This is a genomic window from Streptomyces sp. PH9007, assembly GCF_059813725.1.
On record NZ_CM187440.1, the window covers coordinates 3079867 to 3105021 of the forward strand.

Sequence of the window (25155 nt, forward strand, 5' to 3'; positions counted from 1 at the left end):
TTCACTGTCCGCCCACCCCTGATTACGGGAACACCCGTTCACTCGCCGGGCTCACGACAACACCCGCAGAACATCACACCGGAGGTCGACCGAGGTAAGGATCACAAAAGCATTGCGTCTATTACCTGTGGATGTTTGGATCTCCTCGTGTCCCAGCAGAGCGCCACGCACCGCCGCCACGACCGCGAGATACTCACGCTCGCCCTCCCCGCCTTCGGCGCCCTCGTCGCCGAACCCCTCTTCCTCCTCGCCGACAGCGCCATGATCGGCCACCTCGGCACCCCCCAGCTCGCCGGCCTCGGCATCGCCGCCGCCATCCTCACCACGGCCGTCAACGTCTTCGTCTTCCTCGCCTACGCCACCACCGCCGCCGTCGCCCGCCGCCTCGGTGCCGGCGATCTGCCCGCCGCCCTGCGCCAGGGCATCGACGGCATCTGGCTCGCCGCGCTCCTCGGCCTGGCCGTCGTCCTCATCGGCGTCCCCACCGCCCCGGCCCTCGTCGACGCCCTCGGCGCCTCCGCCACGGCCGCCCCGCACGCCACCACCTACCTGCGCATCAGCATCCTCGGCATCCCCGCCATGCTCATCGTGCTCGCCGCCACCGGCGTCCTGCGCGGCCTCCAGGACACCCGCACCCCGCTCTACGTCGCCATCGGCGGCTTCACCTCCAACGTCGCCCTCAACGGGCTGTTCATCTACGGCCTCGGCTGGGGCGTCGCCGGCTCCGCGTGGGGCACCGTCATCGCCCAGTTCGGCATGGCCGCCGTGTATCTGCGCACCGTCCTGGCCGGCGCCCGCCGGCACGACGTCGCCCTGCGCCCCGTCCCGGCCGGCATCCGCGCCAGTGCCAGGGCCGGCGCCCCGCTGCTGGTCCGCACCCTGTCGCTGCGCGCCATCACGCTGCTCGCCACCCTGGTCGCCGCCCGGCTCGGCGACGCGGACGTCGCCGCCCACCAGATCGCCCTGACCATCTGGACGCTGCTCGCCTTCGCCCTGGACGCCATCGCCATCGCGGGCCAGGCCATCATCGGCCGCTATCTGGGCGCGGGCGACGCGGCCGGTGCCCGGGCGATCTGCCGCCGCATGATCGGCTGGGGGGTCGTCTCCGGGATCGTGCTCGGCGCCCTGGTCGCCGTGCTCGGCCCCCTCGGCATGCCGCTGTTCACCGGTGACGACGCCGTGCACGACCGGCTGCTGCCGGTCCTGCTGATCATCGCCGTCACCCAGCCCATCGCCGGGGTGGTCTTCGTCCTGGACGGCGTCCTGATGGGCGCGGGCGACGGCACCTACCTGGCCGCCGCCATGCTGCTCACCCTCGCCGTCTTCGCCCCCGTGGCCCTGCTGGTCCCCACCATCGGCGGCGGCGTCAGCACCCTGTGGTGGGCGGTGGCCGGACTGATGATGGCCACCCGCCTGGTCACCCTGGGGCTGCGCACCCGCACCGGGCGCTGGCTGATCACGGGCGCCGAGCGCGCCTGACACCCGCCGCCTGCCGGCCGGAACGGGGCACGGCAACGGACGAAGGCAACGGGGACAACAACGGAAACGGCGCCGGCCGCGGACCCCGCCCTGCTGGGACGGGGACGCGACCGGCGCCGTACCGGTACTGCCTACCGCGTGCCGCGGATCACCGGAGGATCACCGCGGACCGCTCACTTCGCGGACGAGTCGACGTGCAGTCCGACCTTCGCCACGACCTCCGGGTGCAGCCGGACCGAGACCTGGTGGGTACCCAGGCTCTTGATCGGGTTGCTGAGCTCGATGCGACGCTTGTCGACATCGGGACCACCGGAGGTCTTCACCGCGGAGACGATGTCCGCCGGGGTGACCGAACCGAACAGCCGGCCGCCGGAGCCCGCACGGACCTTCAGGCGGACCGTGACCTTCTCCAGCTGCGCCTTGATGTCGTTCGCCTGCTCGATCGTGGCGATCTCGCGGATCTTGCGCGCGCGCCGGATCTGCTCGACGTCCTTCTCGCCACCCCGGGTCCAGCGGATCGCGACACCGCGGGGGAGCAGGTAGTTACGGGCGTACCCGTCCTTCACCTCGACAACGTCACCGGCCGTGCCCAGGCCGGAGACCTCGCTCGTCAGGATGATCTTCATGATGCTGAACCATCCTTCCTTAGCGCGCGGTCGAGGTGTAGGGCAGCAGCGCCATCTCACGGCTGTTCTTCACGGCCGTGGCGACGTCACGCTGGTGCTGGGTGCAGTTGCCGGTGACCCGGCGGGCACGGATCTTCCCGCGGTCGGAAATGAACTTCCGCAGCAGGTTCGTGTCCTTGTAGTCCACATAGGAGATCTTCTCCTTGCAGAACACGCAAACCTTCTTCTTTGGCTTGCGAGCAGGCGGCTTCGCCATGGTCTCTCTCCGTTGATCTCAATAAGAAGTGAATAGCCGAGCCCGGCCGTTCCCTTCAGCCCGCCGGGGCGGGCCTCAGAACGGGGGCTCCTCCGAGTAGCCGCCACCGGAGCCACCGCCGCCCCAGCCGTTACCACCGCCGCCCTGCTGGCCACCACTGGCCGGCGCGCCGGTCGCCCACGGGTCTCCCCCGGGAGCGCCGCCACCGCCCTGCTGCTGGCCCTGGCCGCCACCGGGGCCGCCGCCCCAGCCGCTGCCGCCACCCTGTCCGCCGCGGCCGCCGCCGCTGGCGCCCCGGGTGACCTTGGCAGTCGCGGTCTTCAGGCTGGGGCCGACTTCCTCGACGTCCAGCTCGTAGACCGTGCGCTTGATGCCCTCCCGGTCCTCGTACGACCGCTGCTTGAGGCGGCCCTGCACGATGACACGCATCCCCTTGGTCAGGGACTCGGCGACGTTCTCCGCCGCCTGCCGCCAGACGGAGCAGGTCAGGAACAGGCCTTCGCCGTCCCGCCACTCGTTGCTCTGCCGGTCGAAGATGCGCGGCGTGGACGCGACACGGAACTTCGCGACCGCCGCACCTGAGGGGGTGAAGCGCAGCTCGGGGTCGTCGACCAGATTGCCGACAATCGTGATGACGGTCTCGCCTGCCATGGTGAACCTCTCGGCGGGGTGCTAACTGCTGTTGCTGCGATGATTACTTATGGCACTGACATCGCTACTCGGTGTCCCGCTGATCCCGCGGAGCGTGATGCTCAGTGGGTCGAGGGACGGAGGACCTTGGTCCGCAGAACCGACTCGTTGAGGTTCAGCTGCCGGTCGAGTTCCTTGACGGTCTCGGGGGCTGCCTGCAGGTCGATGACGGAGTAGATGCCCTCGGGCTTCTTGTTGATCTCGTAGGAGAGCCGACGGCGACCCCACGTGTCGATCTTCTCGACCTTGCCGTTGCCCTCACGGACGACAGCAAGGAAGCTCTCGATCAGCGGGGCGACAGAGCGCTCCTCAAGATCGGGATCGAGGATGATCATCAGTTCGTACTGACGCATTGTGGAACCCACCTCCTCTGGACTCAGGCGGCCACGGGCGATCCGTGGCAGGAGGGTCGTGATGCGTGTCCCCTGCCGTCAGTGACGAAGCACGGGACAGTACACCGTACCCGGCGAGCACCTTCCGGTTGAAATCCGGCCCCGACCCGAGCAATCTGGAGAGATCGGGTACACGGCTTCCGCAGCGCTCCGCAGGAGGTTCCCCATGGCCCACATGACGCTCAGCAGCGTCTTCAACTCCGACGGCCATTCCCATCCCGTCCCCAACATCCTCGCCGCCGTCACCGCGGTCCTCGGCCCGGCGGCCCTCCTTCTCTCCCTGTGGCCCGGCATGCACCTGGCGGCCTCCTGGGCCGGCCTGGCGGGCATCGCCACCGGCGGCTGGGGCCAGCTGGTCTCCGCCACCACGGCCGAACGCTTCGTGCTGGTCATCGGCCTGGGCGCCGCCGCCACCGGCTTCTATCTCGGCATGGCGCACGGCGGCCTGTTCGGCGGCGTCCTGGGCTGACCCGGCCCCCGCGGCCACGGCCCGGCGCCCGGTCCGGCGCGCGAGCGGAACAGCGCCGGACCGGGTGCCGGGCCGGTACGGGAACGGCCCCGCCTCCCGCCCGCGGCCGCCCCGATCCGGCCCCCCGGGCAGGCCGCCGCGCCCCCGGCGTCCACCGCGCCGCTAGGCTTCCCGCCAGACGCCGCGATTGACGCCCAAGGAGCGCCCCGAATGAGCCTGACCCTGAGGACCATCAGCCGCGAGGAGCATCTGGCGTATATCCGCTCCCTGCCGGCCGCCAGCCACATGCAGGTGCCGGCCTGGGGCGACGTCAAGGCCGAGTGGCGTACGGAGTCCCTGGGCTGGTTCGACACGTCCGGCGTCTGCGTGGGCGCGGGCCTCGTCCTCTACCGGCAGCTGCCCAAGGTCAAGCGCTACCTCGCGTACCTCCCCGAGGGCCCGGTCATCAACTGGTTCGCGCCCAATCTGGAGGAGTGGCTGCGACCGATGCTCGCGCACCTCAAGAAGCAGGGCGCGTTCTCGGTCAAAATGGGCCCGCCGGTGGTCATCCGCCGCTGGAACGCCGCCGCCATCAAGGCCGGCATCCAGAACCCCGAGGTCAAGCGGCTGCGCGACGTCGAGGCCAGCGAGCTGGAGCCGCGCGCCTTCGAGGTCTCCGACAAGCTGCGCCGGATGGGCTGGCAGCAGGGCGAGGAGGAGGGCGCCGGGTTCGGCGACGTCCAGCCCCGTTACGTCTTCCAGATCCCGCTCAAGGACCGCTCCCTGGAGGATGTCCACAAGGGCTTCAACCAGCTGTGGCGCCGCAACATCAAGAAGGCCGAGAAGGCCGGCGTCGAGGTGGTGCGCGGCGGCTACGACGATCTGCCGCTGTGGCAGGAGCTGTACGAGGTCACCGCGGTCCGTGACAAGTTCCGGCCGCGCCCGCTGGCGTACTTCGAGCGCATGTGGAAGGCGCTCAACTCCGAGGACCCGGACCGTATGCGGCTGTACATCGCCAAGCACGAGGGAGAGCCGGTGGCCGCCGCCACCATGCTGATCGTGGGCGGCCATGTGTGGTATTCGTACGGTGCCTCCGCCAACCACAAGCGTGAGGTACGGCCCTCCAACGCGATGCAGTGGCGCATGCTCCAGGACACCCACGCGCTGGGGGCCCACGTGTACGACCTGCGGGGCATCGGCGACTCGCTGGAGGACACGGACCATCTCTTCGGCCTGATCCAGTTCAAGGTGGGTACGGGCGGGGAGGCGGCCGAGTACCTGGGCGAGTGGGATTTCCCGCTCAACAAGCTGCTGCACAAGGCGCTCGACATCTACATGTCGCGACGCTGACGACGCCGACCCCGCACTCCGCCCCCACCGCCTTCCCTCACCCCCACACCCCTTCCCACCTCGTACAACCCCAACAGAAGGGTCCCTCCCGGCCATGGCGCTCACCCTTTACGTCGACACCGACCGCTGGCGGGCGCACCAGCGGAAGATCGTCGCCGACTTCCCCGACCTGGTGCCGGTCTGCAAGGGCAATGGCTACGGCTTCGGTCACGACCGGCTCGCCGAGGAGGTCACCGAGCTGGGCATCGAGACCCTGGCGGTCGGCACGGCGTACGAGGCCGAGGCCATGAAGGACCGCTTCAGCGGCGACCTGCTGGTGCTGACCCCCTACCGGCGGAGCGAGGAGCCGGTCCCGCTCCCCGATCGGGTGATTCGTTCGGCCTCCTCGGTGGACGGCGTGTACGGGCTGGTGGGGTCGCGGGTGGTCGTCGAGGTGATGAGCTCGATGCGCCGGCACGGGGTGACGCCGGCGGATCTGGGCAAGCTGGGCGCGGCGCTGGAGGACGTGCGTCTTGAGGGCTTCGCGATCCACCTGCCGCTGGACCGCACCGATGGCACCGACGGGGTGGAGGAGGTCATCGGCTGGATGGACCGGCTGCGGGCCGCCCGGCTGCCGCTGGACACCATGTTCGTGAGCCACCTCAGCGCCGAGGAGCTGAACCGGCTGCGCCAGCAGTTCCCGCAGACCCGGTTCCGGGCGCGGATCGGCACCCGGCTGTGGCTGGGGGATCACACGGCGACGGAGTACCGCGGCGCGGTGCTCGATGTGACGCCGGTGGCCAAGGGGGACCGCTTCGGGTACCGGCAGCAGAAGGCGCCCGGGGACGGCTGGCTGGCGGTGGTGGCCGGTGGTACGTCGCACGGCGTGGGCCTGGAAGCGCCCAAGGCGCTGCACGGGATGTCCTCGCGGGCGAAGGGGATGGCGCGGGCCGGGCTGGCCACGGTGAACCGCAACCTGTCGCCGTTCGTGTGGGACGGCAAGCAGCGGTGGTTCGCGGAGCCGCCGCACATGCAGGTGTCGATCCTGTTTGTGCCGGCCGAGTCGAAGGGGCCGAAGGTCGGGGACGAGCTGCGGGCGATCCTGCGGCACACCACCACGCAGGTGGACCGGGTCGTCGACGAGTGAGCGGACGTATCTCCTGAACAATGACGGCGGCCCGGGCAGATGCCCGGGCCGCCGTCATGGGGGAGCGTGGTGCGTGAGCGTTGCTCAGCGCTCCAGCTCGCCGTTGATGAACTTCTCCACGTTGTCGCGGGCCTCGTCGTCGAAGAACTGGACCGGCGGGGACTTCATGAAGTACGAGGACGCGGAGGTGATGGGGCCACCGATGCCGCGGTCCTTGGCGATCTTCGCGGCGCGCAGCGCATCGATGATCACACCGGCGGAGTTGGGGGAGTCCCAGACCTCCAGCTTGTACTCCAGGTTCAGCGGCACGTCGCCGAAGGCGCGGCCCTCGAGGCGGACGTACGCCCACTTGCGGTCATCGAGCCACGCGACGTAGTCGGAGGGGCCGATGTGCACGTTGCCCTCGCCCAGCTCGCGGTCGCGGATCTGGGAGGTGACGGCCTGGGTCTTGGAGACCTTCTTGGACTCGAGCCGGTCGCGCTCCAGCATGTTCTTGAAGTCCATGTTGCCGCCGACGTTCAGCTGCATGGTGCGGTCCAGGATGACCCCGCGGTCCTCGAACAGCTTGGCCATGACGCGGTGCGTGATGGTGGCGCCGACCTGGGACTTGATGTCGTCACCGACGATCGGGACACCGGCCTCGGTGAACTTGTCCGCCCACTCCTTGGTGCCGGCGATGAAGACCGGGAGCGCGTTGACGAAGGCGACCTTGGCGTCGATGGCGGCCTGCGCGTAGTACTTGGCGGCGTCCTCGGAGCCGACCGGCAGGTAGCAGACCAGGACGTCGGCCTTGGTGTCCTTGAGGACCTTGACGATGTCGACGGGCTCGGCGTCGGCCTCCACGATGGTCTCGCGGTAGTACTTGCCCAGGCCGTCCAGGGTCTGGCCGCGCTGGACGGTGACGCCGGTGGCCGGCACGTCGGCGATCTTGATGGTGTTGTTCTCGCTGGCGCCGATGGCGTCCGCCAGGTCGAGGCCGACCTTCTTGGAGTCGACGTCGAACGCGGCCACGAACTCGATGTCCGAGATGTGGTAGTCGCCGAACTGGACATGCATCAGACCCGGCACCCGGCTGTCCGGGGCGGCGTCCTTGTAGTACTCGACGCCCTGTACCAGCGAGGCGGCGCAGTTGCCCACGCCGGCGATGGCTACGCGAACCGAACCCATTCCGGTTGCTCCCTGTGTGTGTTTCGGCATGGCCCCACGCCGTCGCGGGGCCCGGAATTGTCAAGTGATGGTCAAGTGGTGGTGTCGTTGTCGCCGGAGCCCCCCGGCGGACCGGAACCACCCGGCGGAGCGGTGCCGCGTTCGCGGCCCTCCCGCTCGCTCTCGATCAGCTCATTGAGCCAGCGGACCTCGCGCTCCACGGACTCCATGCCGTGGCGCTGCAGCTCCAGCGTGTAGTCGTCCAGCTTCTCCCGGGTACGGGCCAGGGAGGCGCGCATCTTGGCGAGACGCTCCTCCAGGCGGCTGCGGCGGCCTTCCAGCACCCGCATCCGTACATCACGTGAGGTCTGGCCGAAGAAAGCGAACCGGACACCGAAGTTGTCGTCTTCCCAGGCGTCGGGGCCGGTCTGGGTCAGAAGCTCCTCGAAGCGTTCCTTGCCGGGGCCCGTGAGCCGGTAGACGATCCGGGCGCGCCGCCCCGACAGCGCGGTGGCCCGTGGGTCCTCCGCATCGCTGCCGGGCTCCTCGGCGAGCCATCCGTGCTGGACCAGCGTCTTGAGACAGGGGTAGAGGGAGCCGTAGCTGAACGCCCGGAAGACGCCCAGCGAGGTGTTGAGCCGCTTGCGCAGCTCGTACCCGTGCATCGGGGATTCCCGCAGGAGCCCGAGTACGGCGAACTCCAGGACTCCGGAGCGTCGGCTCACGGCTGGAATCACCTCCCGGGTGGACTGCCTGTCGTGTCGTGCTGTGTCTGAACGGTCTGTATCGCTGGTGCGATGTATTGGGTCGATGTATCGGCCCGATACATCGCCACGATAGAACGGCCCGAGAGGTGCTGCAAGAGGGGTCCTGGTGAAGGGGATCACATCTTCGCTTCACTGAAAGTTAAATGACCGAAGTGGCCGTTATGCCAGGAAAATTGGTCTTTGAGGCTGCGTACGCTGAACCCCGTGTGCGGATCACTGTCCGGGAACCCTGGGGCCGAATTCAGCGTCCTCGTTCACGGTGACGTGCGTCCCGGCCATCGGCCGGGCCGCGCACAACGGGGGGACTGCAAGACACCACACGTCATTGCCGCAGCAGACGTCTCACGTCTGTCCGAGGAGTAGCTGTCCATGAGCGAGCACCGTCGCAAGCCGCCGCAATCGCGCGGCCGCCGCGCCGCGGCGCCTTCCGGCCGTCGGGCCGCGCCGCCGCCGCCGCGCGAGGAGAGCGGCGGGAGCGGGCATCGGCGCGAGGCAGCCGCGAACGCGGCCGAAGGCGCGGGCCGCCGCGCCGCCAGGCGTCGGCCGGAGCCCCCCCCGAAAAAGCGATTCATCGACTACCCGCGCGCCCAGCACACGGGCGCGCGCCGCTGGCTGCCGTCCTGGAAGCAGGTCCTGGGCTCGGCGATCATCTTCATGGGCATGCTGGTCGGTCTGGTCGGCCTCGCGTACGCGATGGTCGACATCCCGGACCCGAACAACTCCGCCGAGAGCCAGAAGAACGTCTACTACTGGGACGACGGCACGGAGATGGTCGTCGCGGGCGGCGGTGACTACAACCGGCAGATCATTCCGTTCACCGAGATCCCCACCGACATGGTGGACTCGGTGGTCGCCGCGGAGAACGCGACGTTCTGGGACGACCCCGGCGTCGACCTCAAGGGCATCGGCCGTGCCGTGGTGAACATGGCCCAGGGCGGGGACACCCAGTCCGGCTCGACCATCACCCAGCAGTACGTGAAGAACATGTACCTGGACCAGAGCCAGACGCTGAGCCGTAAGTTCAAGGAACTGCTGATCTCGGTGAAGGTGTCCTCCGAGGTACCCAAAGAAGAGATCATGGCCGGGTACCTCAACACCGCGTACTTCGGCCGGGGGGCCTACGGCATCCAGGCGGCGGCCCGGGCGTACTACGACAAGGACGCCAAGGACCTCAACGCCAATGAGTGTGCCTACCTCACCACCCTGCTGAAGGGTGCCGATCTCTACGACACCTCGGGCGGCACCGGCGGCGCCGAGCGCGCCCCGGCCAACATCGAGCGGGCCACCAACCAGTGGGTGACGGTCCTGGACCGCCGGGTCGCGGTCGGCAGCATGGACGCGTCGGAGCGCAATGAGTACACCGAGTTCCCGATGCCGCAGGAGCTCAAGCCGGCCACCAACCTGGCCGGCCAGATCGGCTACCTCAAGGAACTGGCCGACAACTACCTGATCAACAACGACGACATCGACGTCGACGCGGACAAGCTCGCCATGGGCGGCTACTCCATCCACACCACCTTCAACCAGGAGATGGTGCGCCAGATGGAGGAGGCGGTCCAGCAGGTCATCGACGACAATCTGGACCCGGAGAACCGCGAGGAGGACGAGCACGTCCAGTTCGGCGGCGCGGCGGTGGTCCCCGGTGACGGTGCGGTGGTCGCCATCTACGGCGGGCACAACGCGGTCGAGCACTACCTGAACAACGCCAACAACGCAGGGGCCCAGGTCGGTTCGACCTTCAAGCCCTTCGTCCTGGCGGCGGCGATGCGCGACGGCGTGCGGGATCCGCAGAAGCCGGCCGATCAGCCGGACAAGGACCGCACCCCGATCTCGCCGGAGAGCGTCTACTCCAGCGAGAACAATCTGCTGATCCGCAACTACGACGGGGAGATCTGGTACGGCGAGGACCCCGAGACGGGCGAGGACAAGGAATGGCATCAGCCGAACTTCGAGGCCGGTGAAGAGGGAGACATCACCATTCGCCGCGCGATGGAGATCTCCTCCAACTCCCCCTTCGTCCAGTTGGGCATGGACGTCGGCCCGGCCACCGTCAAGGAGGCCGCCATGGACGCGGGGCTGCTGGAAGGCACCCTGGGCCCGGCGGATGACAGCGTTCCCTCCTTCGCCCTCGGTGTCTCCACCCCCGGCCCGATCCGGATGGCCACCGCGTACGCCACCTTCGCCGCCAGTGGCGAGCAGGCCGACCCGTACTTCGTGACCCACGCGGAGCGCGAAGGCGTATCCGTCTACGAGCACGAGACGAAGACCGAGCGGCACTTCGATGCCAACATCGCCGACAACGTCACCGATGTGCTGGTCAATGTGGTGACCGGTGAACAGGGCAGTGGCCGGAAGGTGCAGGCGCTCGGGCGACCCGTCGCCGCCAAGACGGGCACCACGGACGGCAACAACAGCGCCTGGTTCGTCGGCTACACGAAGCAGTTGTCCACCGCGATCGGCATGTGGCGCTTCCCGGACTCCGAGGACATCGATCCTGCGGACCGCAAGTTCCTCTCCATGAACGGAACCGCCGGGATGGAGAAGATCACGGGTGGCTCTCTCCCCGCCGACATCTGGCTGGGCTTCATGAAGGAAGCCACCAAGAACGACCCTGTCGAGGACTTCCCCAAGCCCGGCAAGGTCGGCGAGGAGTACCGCGGCATCGGCACTGAGCCCGAGCTGCCCGACCCGCCGCCGGTCGAGGAGACCGAGGAGCCGGACGAGCCCGAGGTCGACGAGAACGAGGAAGAGGAGAAGGAAGAGGAGACGGTGCCGCCGCCGGACAACCCGGACCCGGACCCGACCGACCCCTGTCAGCCCGGGGACCAGAACTGCGCCAGCAACGGTGGCAACTCCCAGGGCAACGACAACGGGGGTACCGGCCTCCCGGGCGGTGGCAACGCCGGCAACAACGAGGGCGGCAGCGGTACCGACTCCGGAGCGGACGCGGGAGCGGATGCCGGAGCGGACGGCGCCTCCGGAGAATCCGACTCCAGCGGCGATTCCGACAGCGGAACTCCAGGCTGGTGGAGCGGAGGAACCGGTTAGCGGTTCTGACAGCTAGCCGAGTCATCGGCTGACCCTGGTGGGTCGTACGGCAGGATTGTGGGCATGGCACCGACCAACCCACCCGTGCCCGTACGGCCCACCACGCATGATGAGGTGGCCGCCGCCGGCAGTGAGCTGATCGGGGGGCCCGCGGGGAAGCGGGTCGCCCCGGGGCGCGGGTGGTGGAACCCGGCCCGGGTCATCGTGCTCGTGATGATCGGGATGTTCGCCCTCGGCATGGTGCAGAAGCTGCCCTGCTACACGGACAGCTGGGTCGGCGGGCCCACCGCCCAGTACACCCAGGCGTGCTACTCGGACATCCCGCACCTCTACTACGGGCGGGGCTTCGCGGACGGGCTCATCCCCTACTTCGACCGCATCCCCAACACCCTCTCCCCCGACAAGGACTTCCTCGAATACCCGGTGCTCACCGGGCTGTTCATGGAGGTCGCCGCCTGGCTCACCCCGGCCGCCATCACCACCCCGGCGCCCGCACAGCTGTACTGGCTCGTCAATGCGGGAATGCTGCTGATCTGTGCGGCGGTCATCGCGGGCTGTGTCAGCCGCATCCACCGGGACCGGCCCTGGGACGGGCTGCTGGTGGCGCTCGCCCCCGCGCTGGCGCTGACCGCCACCATCAACTGGGACCTGCTGGCCGGGGCGCTCATGTGCGGGGCGCTGTTGATGTGGTCGCGCAGCAGGCCGCTCGCCACCGGGGTGCTGCTGGGGCTCGCCACCGCCGCCAAGCTCTATCCGCTGCTGCTGCTCGGCCCCTTGTTCCTGCTGTGCTGGCGGGCCGGGCGGCTGCGGGAGTTCGGGACGACGCTGCTGAGTGCGGCCGGGGCCTGGCTGGTGGTGAACGGGCCGGTGATGCTGCTGGCCTGGGAGGGCTGGGCAACCTTCTACACCTTCAGTGAGGAACGGCCCGTGGACTTCGGTTCGTTCTGGCTGATCCTCGCCCAGCGCACGGACTTCCCCCTGGACTCGGTCAACACCTACGCCACGGCGCTGACGCTGCTCGGCTTCGCCGGCATCGCCCTGCTGGCGCTCCGGGCACCGCGCCGGCCGCGACTGGCGCAGCTGGCCTTCCTCGTCGTGGCCGTGTTCATCCTCACCAACAAGGTCTACTCACCGCAGTACGTGCTCTGGCTGATCCCGCTCGCCGCCCTGGCCCGGCCCCGCTGGCGCGACTTCCTCGTCTGGCAGGCAGGTGAGGTGCTCTACTTCTTCGGCATCTGGATGTACCTCGCGTACATCACCGGGGACGGCAATGACGGGCTGCCGGTGGGCGGCTATCAGCTGGCCATCGCGGCGCATCTCTTGGGCACGCTCTATCTCTGTGTGATGATCGTTCGCGATGCGCTACGGCCCGATCATGATGTGATCCGCCGCGGTGGATCCGACGACCCAGGAGGAGGTGTCCTGGACGGTGCGCCCGATGTCTTCACCCTGCGCCGCCGGACCTCCGCCATCCGCTGGGCCGTTTCACGTGAAACATGAAGGGCGGAACGCGTGACTGTCGTCACCGATCTCCGGACGCTGTGGCGCTTCCCCAACTTCCGGCGGTTGCTGACCGTCCGGCTGCTCTCCCAGTTCTCCGACGGCGCCTTCCAGGTCGGGCTGGCCACCTACGTGGTCTTCTCTCCCGAGCAGCAGACCACCCCAGGCGATATCGCGGCGGCCATGGCGGTGCTGCTGCTGCCCTACTCACTCCTCGGACCGTTCGCCGGTGTGCTGCTGGACCGCTGGCGGCGGCGCCAGGTGCTGCTCTACGGGAATCTGCTGCGGTCGGTGATGGCGGCCGTCACCTGTGCGCTGGTGATCCACGGAGTGCCCAACTGGCTCTTCTATCTTTCGGCGCTCTCGGTGACCGGGGTCAACCGCTTCATCCTGGCCGGGCTCTCCGCTTCACTGCCCCGGGTGGTGGATCCGGACCGTCTGGTGGTCGCCAACGCGCTGTCCCCGACCGCAGGCACCCTCGCCGCCACCGTGGGCGGCGGGGTGACCCTGGTGACCCAGGTCCTCACCCACACCGCCGTCAGTGAGGACGCACTGGCGCTGATCGTGGCCTCGCTGATCTACGGTGCCGCCGGCGTCGCCGCCCTGCGGATGGGCCGGGATCTCCTGGGGCCGAACCCGGGGGAGATCCAGCCGCGGGTGATGGCCGCGCTCGCCTCCACCGCGCGGGGGCTGGCCGCCGGGCTGCGGCACCTCACCGAACGCCGACTGGCCTCCTGGGCCCTGGCCGGGGTGGTGCTGATGCGTTTCGGCTACGGCGCGCTGCTGGTGATGCTGCTGATGCTGGCCCGCAACTCCTGGGGCAACGACGGCAATGGCAGCGGCATGACGCTGCTCGGACTCGCGGTCGGCAGCACCGGCGCCGGTTTCTTCGCCGCCGCCGTGCTGACCCCCGGTGCGGTGGTGCGGTGGGGACGGCTGGGCTGGTTCTCCCTCTGCGCCGCCACCACCGCCGTACTCCTGCCTCCGCTCGGGCTGCCCTTCCACCCGGTGCCCATGCTGATCGCCGCCTTCGTGCTCGGGCTGACCTCACAGGGCGCAAAGATCGTCACGGACACCGTGGTGCAGTCCTCCATCGACGATGTCTACCGGGGCCGGATCTTCGCCCTCTACGACATGCTGTTCAACATCGCCTTCGTCGGCTCGGCCGGGCTGGCCGCGCTGATGCTCCCGACCGATGGACGCTCCGTGCCACTGCTGCTGCTGGTGTCCGCCCTCTTCGCCCTCACCGCGGCCCTCATCTTCCGGCTGCATCGCGGCACTGTTTCACGTGAAACACCACCGCTGCCGCCCGTCAGCCCCGGGAAGCCCACCATTCCTTGAGCGCGGCCACGGCCGCCTCGTGCTCCATCGGGCCGTGCTCCAGGCGCAGCTCCAGGAGGTGGCGGTAGGCCTCACCGATCTCGGGCCCGGGGCCGATGTCCAGGATCTTCATGATCTCGTTGCCGTTGAGGTCCGGACGGATCGCGTCCAGCTCCTCCTGCTCCTGGAGCTGGGAGATCCGCAGCTCCAGCCCGTCGTAGGACTGGGAGAGCGCCAGCGCCTTCCGCTTGTTCCGGGTGGTGCAGTCCGAGCGGGTCAGCTTGTGCAGCCGGTCCAGCAGGGGGCCGGCGTCCCGTACATAGCGGCGCACCGCGGAATCGGTCCACTCGCCGGTGCCGTAGCCGTGGAAGCGCAGATGCAGCTCCACCAGCCGGGAGACGTCCTTCACGAGCTCATTGGGGTACTTGAGCTTGATCATGCGGGCCTTGGTCAGCTTGGCACCGACCATCTCGTGGTGGTGGAAGGAGACCCGGCCGTCCTTCTCGAAGCGTCGCGTCTTCGGCTTGCCGATGTCGTGCAGCAGCGCCGCGAGCCGCAGCGTCAGATCGGGGCCCTCGGTCTCCAGCGCGATGGCCTGCTCCAGCACCGTGAGGCTGTGCTCATAGACGTCCTTGTGCCGGTGGTGTTCGTCCCGCTCCAGTCGCAGCGCCGGCAGCTCCGGCAGCACATGGCGGGCGAGCCCGGTGTCCACCAGCAGGGTCAGTCCCCGGCGCGGACGGTCCGCCAGCACCAGCTTGTTCAGCTCGTCCCGGATCCGCTCGGCGGAGACGATGGCGATACGGTCCGCCATCGCCGTCATCGCGGCGCGCACCTCGTCCGCCACCTGGAAGTCCAGCTGGGCGGCGAACCGGGCGGCCCGCAGCATCCGCAGCGGATCGTCGGAGAACGACGCCTCCGGGGTGCCGGGGGTACGCAGCACCCTGCGGGCCAGGTCCTCCAGGCCGTGGTGCGGGTCGATGAACTCCTTGCGCGGCAGGGCCACCGCCATCGCGTTGATGGTGAAGTCCCGGCGCAGCAGGTCCTCCTCCAGGGAGTCCCCGTAGGCGACCTCCGGCTTGCGGGAGTCCCGGTCGTACGCCTCCGACCGATAGGTGGTGATCTCCAGCTGATAGTCACGATGACCATCGCCCGGGCCGTTTTGCCCCTCTTCAGGGGCGCGCTTGCGACAGCCGACCGTGCCGAAGGCGATCCCCACCTCCCACACCGCGTCCGCCCAGGGCCGCACGATGCGCAGCACGTCCTGTGGCCTGGCATCCGTGGTGAAGTCGAGATCGTTGCCCAGCCGCCCCAGCAGCGCGTCGCGCACCGAGCCGCCCACCAAGGCCAGTGAGAAGCCCGCCGCCTCGAACCGCCCGGCGAGATCATCGGCGATGGGGGAGACCCGCAACAACTCACTCACGGCCTGCTGCTGCACCTGGCTCAGCACGGGGAGGGACTGCGGGGCGTGGGTGTCTTTCCTGTCGTTCGGCACAACAGCACAGGGTACGTGGCCCACCCTCACCGGACCGCCGCTTCCCCCGGCCCGCTCCCCGGCACGGACCCCCGTCAGGCATCGTTACCATGAGTGCGGGTTCTGGGACGAGGGAACGGGGCAATCGCGTGACAGAGGTGCCGGCGATGATCTCCCGTGCCCACCCGGACCGGCGCCGGGGCCCCGCCCTGCGCCGCGCCCAGCTGATCCTGGCCGCGCTGCTCAGCCTGCTGGTCGTGCTCCCCCTGGTCACCGCCGTGAGCCAGGCGCCGCAGGCCGCGCCCGCCCAGGATGTCGGCAGCGGCCAGCGCACCGCCACCATCTCCCTCACCGAGATCACCCCCGATGTCCCGGCGCAGGGCGACACCCTCACCCTGCGCGGCACCATCACCAATGAGGGCGACTCCGCCATCACCGGCAGCCGGCTGGCTCCACGCACCGGCACCTTCCTGGGCTCCCGGGAGGGTCTGAGCGAGGCGCTGGCGCGGACCGGCTTCGACTCCGCGCTGGACGGCCGGCTCGTCAACGAGCACGGTCAGGACATCGGCACCATCGCGCCGGGCATGTCCGCCACCTTCGACCTCCAGCTGCCGGTCGCCGATCTCGATCTGGGCGCGAACGGCGTCTACCAGCTGGCGGTCACCCTGACCGGCCAGACCGAGGCCGAGTCCTGGGACCAGATCCTCGGCGTGGGCCGCAGCCTGCTGCCCTGGCAGGAAGGGACGGGCGACGCGGGCTCCGGCACTCAGCTGACCGTGCTGTGGCCGCTGATCTCCTCCACCCACCTCACGGCCGAGACCGACGCCGACGAGGAGCAGACCCCGGCCTTCCGCGACAACTCCCTGCTCACCGACATCTCCCCCGGCGGCCGGCTGCACGAGCTGGTCGCGCTCGGCGCCGACCTCCCCGTCACCTGGGTCATCGACGCCGACCTGCTCGCCTCGGTGGACGCCATGACCGAGGACTACCGCATCCACACCCCGGACGGTCTCCAGCCCGGCACCGGCCAGGAGGCCGCCCGCAGCTGGCTCGCCGCCCTCGAGGACGCCGTGCAGGGCCAGGACGTGATCGCGCTGCCCTTCGGCGATCCCGATCTGGCTTCGCTCGCCCACCGCGGCAAGGACGTCCCCGGCGCCCTGGGCCAGTTGCGCACCGCCACCGAGGTCTCCGCCCTCACCGTGGAGACGGTCCTGGGTGTCCAGCCCAGCACCGACTTCGCCTGGCCCGTCGAGGGCGCCATCGACCCGGACATCGTCTCCGTGGCCACCTCCGCCGGCGCCCACCACATCATCAGCCGCAGCGACAGCCTGCGCCCCGGCGACTCGCTCGGGTACACCGAGACCGCGGCCCGTCCGATCGGTGGCGGCACCACCGCGCTGGTCGCCGACAGCACGCTCTCCCGCCTCTTCGAGGCCGACATGAGCCTGCCGGCCAACGCCACCACCGCACGCCAGCAGCTGCTGGGCCAGGCCCAGGCCATCGCCCAGCAGGACCCGGGCCGTGACCGCAGCCTCCTGCTCGCCCCGCAGCGCACGCCGACCGCCGACCAGGCCCGGGCGATGGCCGGCGCGATCACCGCTCTCAGCGCGCACCCGGAGTGGATCACCTTCACCGGGCTGACCGAGGCCGCCGACGCCCAGCCCGACCCCGGCGCCAACCGCCAGGTCCCGGGCAGCGGCGCCTACCCCGAGCGGCTGCGCGACCAGGAGCTGCCCACCAGCGCCTTCCAGGAGATGCGCGAGACCCAGCGCACCCTGGACGACTTCCAGGTCATCCTGACCCGGCCCGGCCGGGTCACCACCCCCTTCGGCAACGCCATCCGCCGCGAGATGTCCGTCTCCTGGCGCGGCCACGCCACCGAGGCCGCCCAGTACCGCGCCACCGTGCAGAGCGATCTGACCGGCCTCACCGAGCGCGTGCACCTGATCCAGAAGACCAAGATCACCCTGTCCGGGCGCAGCGCCACCATCCCCATCTCGGTACAGAACAACCTGGTCCAGGGCGTGCAGAACCTGGAGCTGCGGCTGACCTCCAGCCGCAAGATCGGTCTGGATGTCGGCGACGCCCAGCAGGTCACGGTCAACGGCGGCCACAGCGCCTCGGTGAAGTTCTCCACCACCGCCCGCGCCAACGGCCTCACCTATCTGGAAGCGCAGCTGTACACGGCGGACGGCAAGCCGTACGGCACGCCGATGCGCTTCCAGGCCCAGGTCACCTCCATCACCTCCGCCGTGCTGATGGTGATCGCCGGCGGTCTGCTGCTGGTGGTCCTGGCCGGGGTCCGTATGTACACCAAGCGCAAGCGCGCCGCCCGGCCCGCCGACGCCGACACCGCTCCCGAGCAGCGAGGGGCCGCCGAGCCCGCGCCCTCGGGTGAGAGCGGTGCCGACACCGGCGACGACGGCACCAGCACCCCTCCCGATGGTGAGAGGGTGGATCGAAGCGAGTGAGCCGGACTCCGGCCGGGAACCAGAGGTGGGGTAGCGATGCAAGCGCCGTACGACCGTGAAGACGGCCGGGATCCGGGGGACGGCGACCCGCAAGCCGGCCCGTATCCCGCGGGCCCCTACCACCACCAGCAGCACCCCTATCAGCAGCCGCAGCAGCCCCCGTACCCGCAGCACCCGCAGCAGCACCAGCAGCCCTACGCCCCGCGCGACCCGCAGGGCTGGTCCGGCACGCCCCAGCACCCGCAGCAGCCCCAGCAGCCCCACCAGGACGCCTTCGCGCACCTCTTCCGCGACCAGCAGAGCCCGGCCGGGCCCGGCCCCGCTCAGGGCCCCGGCGGCGGCTACCCGGCACAGCCGGCACCGGGACCCGGCACGCTGGCCCCCGCGCCCGCCGCCCAGCAGCCACCGCCGCCCACGCCCGCCCCGGTTCCGGATCCGGCTCCCGCGCCCAAGCGCGGCGGCAAGGCCGCCGGAATACTGCGCTCCAGCGCCATCATGGCCGCCGGCACCCTGGTCTCCCGGCTCACCGGCTTCGTACGCCAGCTGGTCCTGGTGGCCGCACTCGGCGCCGCCGTCCTCGGTGACACCTACACCGTGGCCTGGGCCCTGCCCTCGATGATCTACATCCTCACCATCGGCGGCGGCCTCAACTCGGTCTTCGTGCCCCAGCTGGTCCGGGCCATGAAGAACGACGACGACGGCGGCGACGCCTACGCCAACCGGCTGCTCACCCTCGTCATGGTCGTCCTGGGCGGCCTGGTGGTCGCGGCCGTACTGGCCGCGCCGCTGCTCGTCCGCATGATGTCCGCCAAGATCGCGGACGACCCGGCCGCCAACGAGGTGGCCGTCACCTTCGCCCGCTACTTCCTGCCCACGATCTTCTTCATGGGCGTCCACGTGGTCATGGGCCAGATCCTGAACGCCCGCGGCTCCTTCGGGCCCATGATGTGGACCCCGGTCCTCAACAACATCGTGGTGATCTTCACCTTCGGCATGTTCCTGTGGGTCTACGGCACCCAGCGCAGCTCCGAGCTCGGCGTCACCACCATCACGCCCGAAGGCGTCCGGCTGCTCGGGATCGGCACCCTGCTCGGCCTCGTGGTCCAGGCCCTGTCGATGATCCCGTACCTGCGCGCCGCCGGCTTCCGCATGCGGCTCCGCTTCGACTGGCGCGGCCACGGCATGGGGAAGGCCGCCAAGCTCGCCAAGTGGACCGTGCTGTTCGTCTTCGCCAACCAGGCCGGCCTGGTGGTCATCACCCAGTTCGCCACCTGGGCCGGTGACAACGCCGAACGCGCCGGATTCCCCGGTACCGGCTTCATCGCGTACAACAGCGCCCTGCTGATCTGGCAGATGCCGCAGGCCATCATCACGGTCTCCGTGATGGCGGCGCTGCTCCCCCGCATCTCCCGTTCCGCGGCCGACGGCGACACCGCGGCCGTACGGGACGACCTCTCGCACGGTCTGCGCACCTCGGCGGTGGCGATCGTGCCGATCGGCTTCGCCTTCGTCGCCCTCGGCATCCCCATGTGCACCCTGCTGTTCGGCTCCGCCGGCGACGAGGGAGCCCGGTCCTTCGGCTACATCCTGATGGCCTTCGGCCTGGGCCTGATCCCCTTCTCCGCCCAGTACGTGGTGCTGCGCGCCTTTTACGCCTATGAGGACACCCGCACCCCCTTCTACAACACGGTGATCGTCTCGGCCGCCTGGATCGTGCTGTCCGCCGTGTCCTTCGTCACTCTTCCCGACCGCTGGGTCGTGGCGGGCATCGCGTTCAGTTACGGAATCGCCTACGGTCTGGGCGTCTCCATCGCCTGGCGCCGGCTGCGCGCCCGGATGGGTACCGACCTGGACGGCGCCCGCGTGGTCCGCACCTACATCCGGCTCGCCGGGGCCAGCATCCCGGCCGCGCTGCTCGGCGGCGGCGCCGGCTACGCCATCACCGGCGCCCTCGGCCACGGCACCATCGGCTCCCTCGCCGCCCTGGCCGGCGGCGGAGCGGTCCTGCTGGTGGTCTTCTACCTCACCGCGCGCCGGATGCGGGTCGAGGAACTGACCGCCATGGTCGGCATGGTCCGCTCCCGGCTCGGACGCTGACACCCGCGCTCCCACCGGCCGAAAACCGGTGGGAGCGCCCCTCGTCGGGAACGAGCCGGCCACGCGCTGTACAACCCCTGGCCGCACTCACATGTCGTGCAGGGTGACGGACTACCGGCACAATGAATCTGGCAGTGTCACCAGCGGCAGCCAACACGGGGAGGCGGATTCAACGGTGGCGGAACGGAGCACGGCGACCAGCCCTCCGCAGCGTTCGCAGCGGGACGCGGAGAAGGCGGAGACCGCCGCAACAGCGACGCCCAGCACACCCCCGGCGCCCTCCCGCGCCACCGATCCGCACAGCGGCCACAGACTCGCCAAGCGGTACCGGCTGGAGGAGTGCATCACCCGGCTGGACGGCTTCAGCAGCTGGCGGGCCGTCGACGAGAAACTGCGCCGGGCGGTGGGTGTGCATGTCCTGCCCGCCGACCACGACCGCGCCGCGTCCGTAATCTCCGCCGCCCGTTCCTCCGCACTGCTGGGCGATCCCCGTTTCGTCCAGGTCCTCGACGCCGTCGAGGAGAACGATGTCGTCCAGGTGATCCACGAGTGGCTCCCCGACGCCACCCCGCTGAGCACCGTGCTGCAGAGCGGCCCGCTGGACGCCCACGAGGCGTACGCGCTCGTCAGCCAGATCTCCCAGGCCATGGCCGCGGCCCACCGCGAGGGACTGCCTCATCTGCGGCTCACCCCCGCCACCGTCCTGCGGACCGGCCCCGGCCAGTTCAGGATCCGCGGCCTGGCCGTGGACGCCGCCCTGCGCGGCATCACCTCCGAGCACCCCCAGCGCACCGACACCGAGGCCATCGGGGCGCTGCTGTACGCCGCGCTGACCCAGCGCTGGCCGTACGGCGACGGCGGCTATGGCCTGAATGGCGTAGCGGGCCTGAGCAAAAGCTCGCGGGAGGCCCTGGCCACCCCGGAGCAGGTACGGGCCGGGGTGCACCGCGGCCTTTCCGAGCTCGCCATGCGCGCCATGGTCAACAACGGGGCCACCCCCACCAGCCAGCAGCAGCCCTGCACCACCCCGGAGGAGCTCTCCCGGGCGATCGCGGCCCTGCCGCGCATCCCCGCCCCCGAGCCGCCCCCGGTCGATCTCGCGGGATACCAGCGCACCACCTACCAGCGCGGCCCGCTGGGGGCCGGCAGCCCCCAGGGCGCGCCGCTGCCGCACACCGCCCCGGCACCGCCCGCACCGCCCACCCTGCCCGGCCGTACCGGGGCCGCGCTCAAGTGGGGTGTCTCCGCGCTGCTGATCGCCGCGCTCGCCCTGGGGAGCTGGCAGCTGGCCGACGCGCTGATCACGGGCGACACCCCGGCCGACCCGCCCGCCAAGAACGATCCGCCCGTGGCGGAGGAAGAAGTCTCCGACCCGCAGGTGCACGCGATCCAGGAAGCCGTCGAGTTCGACCCCGCCAAGCCGGGCGGTTCGCAGAACCCCGAGGCGGTGCCCAACGCCTTCGACGGAGACCCCGAGACGTTCTGGCACACCAGCAACTTCTACGGCTACTCGAAGTTCGGCAATCTCAAGGAGGGGCTCGGCCTCATCCTCGATCTGGGGGAGCCGAAGCCGGTGGACACCCTCACGGTGAGCACCGTCGGTGCCACCCAGCTGGAGTTCCGGGTGGCGGGGCCCGATGTCACCACCCGGCCCACGAGCCTGGCAGACTTCCAGCTGCTGGCCCAGGGGGGCGGCGAGTCGCACACCCTCACCGCCGAGGAGCCCGTCACCACCCGGTTCGTTCTGGTCTGGCTGACGGATCTGCCGCAGGGAAGCGACGGCAACTACCGCGGCCGGGTCAGCGAGATCACCGTCTCGGGCTGATCAGCGGGCCGGGCCGCACCCGTCAGAGCAGCGCGACCAGCACAACAGAAGGGGAGGACCCGCCGTGAGCAGGCGCACGCGACGCGTTCCCTCCACCTCCGCCCCGCCGGACGGCCCCACCGACAAGGAGCTCCTGGCCCAGCACGCCGCCGGTGACCCGGACGCCTTCACCGAGTTGGTCCGCCGGCACCGCGACCGCCTGTGGGCCGTCGCCATCCGCACCCTCGGTGACCGCGAGGAGGCCGCCGACGCCGTCCAGGACGCGCTGGTCTCCGCCTACCGGGCCGCCCACACCTTCCGCGGCCAGTCCGCCGTCACCACCTGGCTGCACCGGATCACCGTCAACGCCTGTCTCGACCGGCTCCGCAAGGCCAAAACCCGCCGCGCCACGTCCGTGCCGGAGCCGCAGCGGCTGGAGACCCTGCTCGAACCCCATGAGTCCGCCGCCGCACCCGCCGAGCGCCAGGACCTGCGCCGTCAGCTGCGCACGGCGCTGGACGTCCTGCCCCCGGAACAGCGCGCCGCCCTGGTTCTGGTCGACATGCAGGGCTACCCGGTGGCCGAAGCCGCGGCCATCCTCAACATCCCGGTCGGCACCATCAAGAGCCGCTGCGCCCGGGCCCGCGCCCGGCTGCTGCCGCTCGTCAGTCATCTCCATCCCCGCGAATCCGAGGACGACTCCTCACCGGACCGAGCGGGCAGGAACCGGACACCAGGTACATCCGTCCCACCTCCGAGAGATACCGGAGAGAATGGGGCCGTGCGGGGTGGAGGCGGACGCACATGACCGATATGCATCCCGAGCCCGCTGATATCGCGGCTCTTGACGACGATCTGCACCCGGCCGCAGAGGCACGCCGGCTGCGGGCACATCTGGCCGACTGCCAGGAGTGCCGACAGGTTCAGCAGGAACTCCAGCTACTGCGCCAGGAACTGGCCCAGATGGCGGCTCCGGAGATGCCGCCGGATGTCGCGGCCCGGATCGACGCCGCGCTGGCAGCCGAGGCTGCCGCGACACCCGTCGGCGGCCGTCGGTTCCGCGCCCTGGTTTCACGTGAAACAGGACGCTGGCCCCGGCTGGCGCTGGCCGCCGTGGGCACCGTGGTGGCCCTCGGACTCGGCACCATCGTGGTGCAGGGGCTCAACCTCGGCGGCCCCGGCTCCACGGACGAGCTGGCCACGGAGGCGGCCACCGACGGCGCCGATGACCCGCTGGAGCACCAGGTGCGTGAACTGCTCGCAGAGGCGGACGTGCCGCAGTACGCCGATATTCTTGAGTCCGGCGAAGCCGGCGCGCTCGCCGAGGAGTCCGAGCGGGAGTCCGACGTGCCGGTCCCGGAAACCACCGAGGCGGCAGAGCCGGACGGCAGCGACAGCTTCGGAGCGGCGTCCGCCCCCATCCCCTCCTGTGTCGAGTCGGCGATCGGCCGCAGCGAGGACCCGCTGGCGGTGGAGCCGGAGCGCTACGAGGGCAACGACGCCTATCTCGTCCTGCTGCCGCACTCCGTGGACCCGCTCCGGGTGGACGCCTACGTGGTGGACGCCGACTGTGTGAGCGCCTCCCCGCCGGTCGAGGGCGAAGTCCTGGCCAAGGAGAGTTACCCGCTCGACGAGTAACCCCTCGCACCACCCCCTCGGGGCGGCTGACCGCCGGGAATGTCTGGGACCCTAGGATCTGTTACTGGACTGTGGACCCCATCCGGGGCCCTGGGTGAGTGCCCCGAGACAAGGAAGAATTCCGTGAGCGACGTCCGAAACGTGATCATCATCGGCTCCGGACCCGCGGGCTACACCGCCGCGCTCTATACCGCCCGTGCCTCCCTCAAGCCGCTGGTCTTCGAAGGCGCGGTGACGGCGGGCGGCGCACTGATGAACACCACCGAGGTGGAGAACTTTCCCGGCTTCCAGGACGGGATCATGGGCCCGGACCTGATGGACGGCATGCGCGCCCAGGCCGAGCGGTTCGGCGCGGAACTGATCCCGGACGACATCGTCGCCGTGGACCTCTCCGGGGACATCAAGACGGTCACCGACACCGCCGGCACCGTCCATCAGGCCAAGGCGGTCATCGTCGCCACCGGCTCCCAGCACCGCAAGCTCGGTCTGCCGAACGAGGACGAGCTGTCCGGTCGCGGCGTCTCCTACTGCGCCACCTGTGACGGCTTCTTCTTCCGCGAGCAGCACATCGCCGTGATCGGCGGCGGTGACACCGCGCTGGAGGAGGCCACCTTCCTGTCCCGGTTCGCCAGCACCGTCACCGTCGTGCACCGCCGGGACACCCTGCGCGCTTCCAAGGCCATGCAGGAGCGTGCCTTCGCCGACCCCAAGATCACCTTCCTGTGGGACAGCGAGGTCGCCGAGATCCAGGGCGACGGCAAGCTCTCCGGCCTGAAGGTCCGCTCCACCACCACGGGTGAGCTCTCCGACCTCCCGGCCACCGGCCTGTTCGTGGCCATCGGTCACGACCCCCGGGTGGAACTGTTCAAGGGCGTCCTCGACCTGGACGAGGAGGGCTACCTCAAGGTCGACGCCCCCTCCACCCGCACCAACATCCCCGGCGTCTTCGCCGCCGGCGACGTGGTCGACCACACCTACCGTCAGGCCATCACCGCCGCCGGTACCGGCTGCTCCGCCGCCCTGGACGCCGAACGCTACCTGGCGGCCCTCAGCCACTCCGAGGCCGCCGAAGCCCTTCAGGCCTGATCTCACCGCCTCCCGCCCGGAGGCGCCTCCCACCCCACACCCTCGCAATCCGAAGGAGAACCACCATGGCGGATGCCAAGTCCGGCGCAAAGGCCACCATCACCGTGACCGAGGCCGACTTCGACGAGAAGGTCCTGCAGAGCGACAAGCCGGTTCTGGTCGACTTCTGGGCCGAGTGGTGCGGCCCCTGCCGCCAGGTGGCACCCGCCCTGGAGGCCATCGCCGCCGAGAACGCGGAGAAGCTCACCATCGCCAAGGTCAACATCGACGAGAACCCCGCCATCGCCGCTCGGTACGGGATCCTCTCCATCCCCACCATGAACGTCTACCAGGGCGGCGAGGTGGCCAAGACCATCGTGGGCGCCAAGCCCAAGGCCGCGCTGGAGCGTGACCTGGTCGACTACATCGGCTGACATCACCCGGCCGATTCGGGCGCCACG

General features: G+C 70.1%; 21 protein-coding genes. 14 read left to right on the forward strand and 7 right to left on the reverse strand.

What is annotated here, in order from left to right; genetic code table 11:
- Positions 1-147 precede the first annotated feature (147 nt).
- Positions 148-1479, forward strand: a complete 1332-nt coding sequence (locus ACTFAP_RS14000; protein ID WP_390117901.1) for an MATE family efflux transporter — start codon at positions 148-150, stop codon at positions 1477-1479.
- Positions 1480-1652: 173 nt separating this feature from the next.
- Here ACTFAP_RS14000 and rplI read toward each other — a convergent pair whose 3' ends face one another.
- The 4 genes from rplI to rpsF all read right to left on the reverse strand — a co-directional run bounded on the left by rplI (position 1653) and on the right by rpsF (position 3404).
- Positions 1653-2105, reverse strand: a complete 453-nt coding sequence (rplI, locus tag ACTFAP_RS14005) for a 50S ribosomal protein L9 (protein ID WP_030732522.1) — start codon at positions 2103-2105, stop codon at positions 1653-1655.
- 19 nt (positions 2106-2124) lie between these two features.
- Positions 2125-2361: a 30S ribosomal protein S18 gene (gene rpsR, locus ACTFAP_RS14010; RefSeq protein WP_003978893.1), complete on the reverse strand. Its 237-nt coding sequence runs from the start codon at positions 2359-2361 to the stop codon at positions 2125-2127.
- 75 nt (positions 2362-2436) lie between these two features.
- A complete protein-coding gene (locus ACTFAP_RS14015) occupies positions 2437-3012 on the reverse strand; it encodes a single-stranded DNA-binding protein (protein ID WP_390117898.1) in 576 nt (191 codons plus the stop codon).
- A gap of 101 nt (positions 3013-3113) precedes the next feature.
- Complete coding sequence (gene rpsF / locus ACTFAP_RS14020; protein WP_030732527.1) at positions 3114-3404, reverse strand: 30S ribosomal protein S6; 291 nt, start codon at positions 3402-3404, stop codon at positions 3114-3116.
- Between the two features lie 205 nt (positions 3405-3609).
- Here rpsF and ACTFAP_RS14025 point away from each other — a divergent pair, with 205 nt between their 5' ends.
- The 3 genes from ACTFAP_RS14025 (at position 3610) to ACTFAP_RS14035 (ending at position 6367) form a co-directional block, all read left to right on the forward strand.
- Entirely contained in the window at positions 3610-3912 is a 303-nt protein-coding gene (locus ACTFAP_RS14025) for a hypothetical protein (protein ID WP_386541355.1), read from the forward strand.
- Between the two features lie 210 nt (positions 3913-4122).
- A complete protein-coding gene (locus ACTFAP_RS14030; RefSeq protein ID WP_390117896.1) occupies positions 4123-5241 on the forward strand; it encodes a lipid II:glycine glycyltransferase FemX in 1119 nt (372 codons plus the stop codon).
- A 94-nt stretch (positions 5242-5335) separates the two neighbouring features.
- Positions 5336-6367 carry an alanine racemase gene (locus ACTFAP_RS14035; protein ID WP_390117894.1) on the forward strand — a complete coding sequence of 344 codons (1032 nt, stop codon included), beginning with the start codon at positions 5336-5338 and terminating at the stop codon, positions 6365-6367.
- Positions 6368-6451: 84 nt separating this feature from the next.
- On the opposite strand, the gene ACTFAP_RS14040 is transcribed toward ACTFAP_RS14035, so the two are convergent.
- Positions 6452-7534 (reverse strand): inositol-3-phosphate synthase, encoded by a 1083-nt coding sequence (locus tag ACTFAP_RS14040; protein WP_200365999.1) that lies wholly within the window; start codon positions 7532-7534, stop codon positions 6452-6454.
- Between the two features lie 71 nt (positions 7535-7605).
- Positions 7606-8238 (reverse strand): PadR family transcriptional regulator, encoded by a 633-nt coding sequence (locus ACTFAP_RS14045; protein ID WP_030732538.1) that lies wholly within the window; start codon positions 8236-8238, stop codon positions 7606-7608.
- Positions 8239-8649: 411 nt separating this feature from the next.
- Between ACTFAP_RS14045 and ACTFAP_RS14050 the strand changes: the two genes are divergently transcribed.
- The 3 genes from ACTFAP_RS14050 to ACTFAP_RS14060 all read left to right on the forward strand — a co-directional run bounded on the left by ACTFAP_RS14050 (position 8650) and on the right by ACTFAP_RS14060 (position 14169).
- Positions 8650-11328, forward strand: a complete 2679-nt coding sequence (locus ACTFAP_RS14050) for a transglycosylase domain-containing protein (RefSeq protein ID WP_500469306.1) — start codon at positions 8650-8652, stop codon at positions 11326-11328.
- Positions 11329-11391: 63 nt separating this feature from the next.
- Positions 11392-12828, forward strand: coding sequence for a glycosyltransferase family 87 protein (locus ACTFAP_RS14055; RefSeq protein ID WP_500469308.1), 1437 nt, complete (start codon positions 11392-11394; stop codon positions 12826-12828).
- 12 nt (positions 12829-12840) lie between these two features.
- Positions 12841-14169, forward strand: coding sequence for an MFS transporter (locus ACTFAP_RS14060; protein WP_495684805.1), 1329 nt, complete (start codon positions 12841-12843; stop codon positions 14167-14169).
- On the opposite strand, the gene ACTFAP_RS14065 is transcribed toward ACTFAP_RS14060, so the two are convergent.
- Entirely contained in the window at positions 14141-15640 is a 1500-nt protein-coding gene (locus tag ACTFAP_RS14065; protein WP_500469310.1) for a CCA tRNA nucleotidyltransferase, read from the reverse strand. The two genes, ACTFAP_RS14060 and ACTFAP_RS14065, sit on opposite strands and share 29 nt — an antisense overlap.
- A 146-nt stretch (positions 15641-15786) precedes the next feature.
- Here ACTFAP_RS14065 and ACTFAP_RS14070 point away from each other — a divergent pair, with 146 nt between their 5' ends.
- The 7 genes from ACTFAP_RS14070 (at position 15787) to trxA (ending at position 25128) form a co-directional block, all read left to right on the forward strand.
- Positions 15787-18090, forward strand: coding sequence for a DUF6049 family protein (locus ACTFAP_RS14070; protein WP_500469466.1), 2304 nt, complete (start codon positions 15787-15789; stop codon positions 18088-18090).
- A gap of 36 nt (positions 18091-18126) precedes the next feature.
- The gene (gene murJ, locus ACTFAP_RS14075) at positions 18127-20187 is read left to right on the forward strand and encodes a murein biosynthesis integral membrane protein MurJ (protein ID WP_500469311.1); all 2061 of its coding nucleotides are present in this window, start codon (positions 18127-18129) and stop codon (positions 20185-20187) included.
- A gap of 91 nt (positions 20188-20278) precedes the next feature.
- Entirely contained in the window at positions 20279-22012 is a 1734-nt protein-coding gene (locus ACTFAP_RS14080) for a protein kinase family protein (RefSeq protein WP_500469313.1), read from the forward strand.
- 64 nt (positions 22013-22076) lie between these two features.
- Positions 22077-22799 (forward strand): RNA polymerase sigma factor SigM, encoded by a 723-nt coding sequence (sigM, locus tag ACTFAP_RS14085; protein ID WP_495684809.1) that lies wholly within the window; start codon positions 22077-22079, stop codon positions 22797-22799.
- A complete protein-coding gene (locus ACTFAP_RS14090; RefSeq protein ID WP_495684810.1) occupies positions 22796-23629 on the forward strand; it encodes an RsmA family anti-sigma factor in 834 nt (277 codons plus the stop codon). Before sigM ends, ACTFAP_RS14090 begins: the two co-directional genes overlap by 4 nt.
- 123 nt (positions 23630-23752) lie before the next feature.
- Complete coding sequence (gene trxB, locus ACTFAP_RS14095; protein ID WP_390117878.1) at positions 23753-24715, forward strand: thioredoxin-disulfide reductase; 963 nt, start codon at positions 23753-23755, stop codon at positions 24713-24715.
- 65 nt (positions 24716-24780) lie between these two features.
- The gene (gene trxA / locus ACTFAP_RS14100) at positions 24781-25128 is read left to right on the forward strand and encodes a thioredoxin (protein ID WP_046724106.1); all 348 of its coding nucleotides are present in this window, start codon (positions 24781-24783) and stop codon (positions 25126-25128) included.
- Positions 25129-25155: the final 27 nt, after the last annotated feature.

Coding starts and splice junctions, on each gene's coding strand:
- ACTFAP_RS14025 (WP_386541355.1), top strand. CDS start 3,610: ATGGCCCACATGACGCTCAGCAGCGTCTTCAACTCCGACGGCCATTCC.
- ACTFAP_RS14035 (WP_390117894.1), top strand. CDS start 5,336: ATGGCGCTCACCCTTTACGTCGACACCGACCGCTGGCGGGCGCACCAG.
- rpsF (WP_030732527.1), bottom strand. CDS start 3,404: ATGCGTCAGTACGAACTGATGATCATCCTCGATCCCGATCTTGAGGAG.
- ACTFAP_RS14030 (WP_390117896.1), top strand. CDS start 4,123: ATGAGCCTGACCCTGAGGACCATCAGCCGCGAGGAGCATCTGGCGTAT.
- ACTFAP_RS14080 (WP_500469313.1), top strand. CDS start 20,279: ATGTCGTGCAGGGTGACGGACTACCGGCACAATGAATCTGGCAGTGTC.
- rpsR (WP_003978893.1), bottom strand. CDS start 2,361: ATGGCGAAGCCGCCTGCTCGCAAGCCAAAGAAGAAGGTTTGCGTGTTC.
- ACTFAP_RS14040 (WP_200365999.1), bottom strand. CDS start 7,534: ATGGGTTCGGTTCGCGTAGCCATCGCCGGCGTGGGCAACTGCGCCGCC.
- ACTFAP_RS14055 (WP_500469308.1), top strand. CDS start 11,392: ATGGCACCGACCAACCCACCCGTGCCCGTACGGCCCACCACGCATGAT.
- ACTFAP_RS14090 (WP_495684810.1), top strand. CDS start 22,796: ATGACCGATATGCATCCCGAGCCCGCTGATATCGCGGCTCTTGACGAC.
- ACTFAP_RS14050 (WP_500469306.1), top strand. CDS start 8,650: ATGAGCGAGCACCGTCGCAAGCCGCCGCAATCGCGCGGCCGCCGCGCC.
- murJ (WP_500469311.1), top strand. CDS start 18,127: ATGCAAGCGCCGTACGACCGTGAAGACGGCCGGGATCCGGGGGACGGC.
- rplI (WP_030732522.1), bottom strand. CDS start 2,105: ATGAAGATCATCCTGACGAGCGAGGTCTCCGGCCTGGGCACGGCCGGT.
- trxA (WP_046724106.1), top strand. CDS start 24,781: ATGGCGGATGCCAAGTCCGGCGCAAAGGCCACCATCACCGTGACCGAG.
- ACTFAP_RS14015 (WP_390117898.1), bottom strand. CDS start 3,012: ATGGCAGGCGAGACCGTCATCACGATTGTCGGCAATCTGGTCGACGAC.
- ACTFAP_RS14070 (WP_500469466.1), top strand. CDS start 15,787: ATGATCTCCCGTGCCCACCCGGACCGGCGCCGGGGCCCCGCCCTGCGC.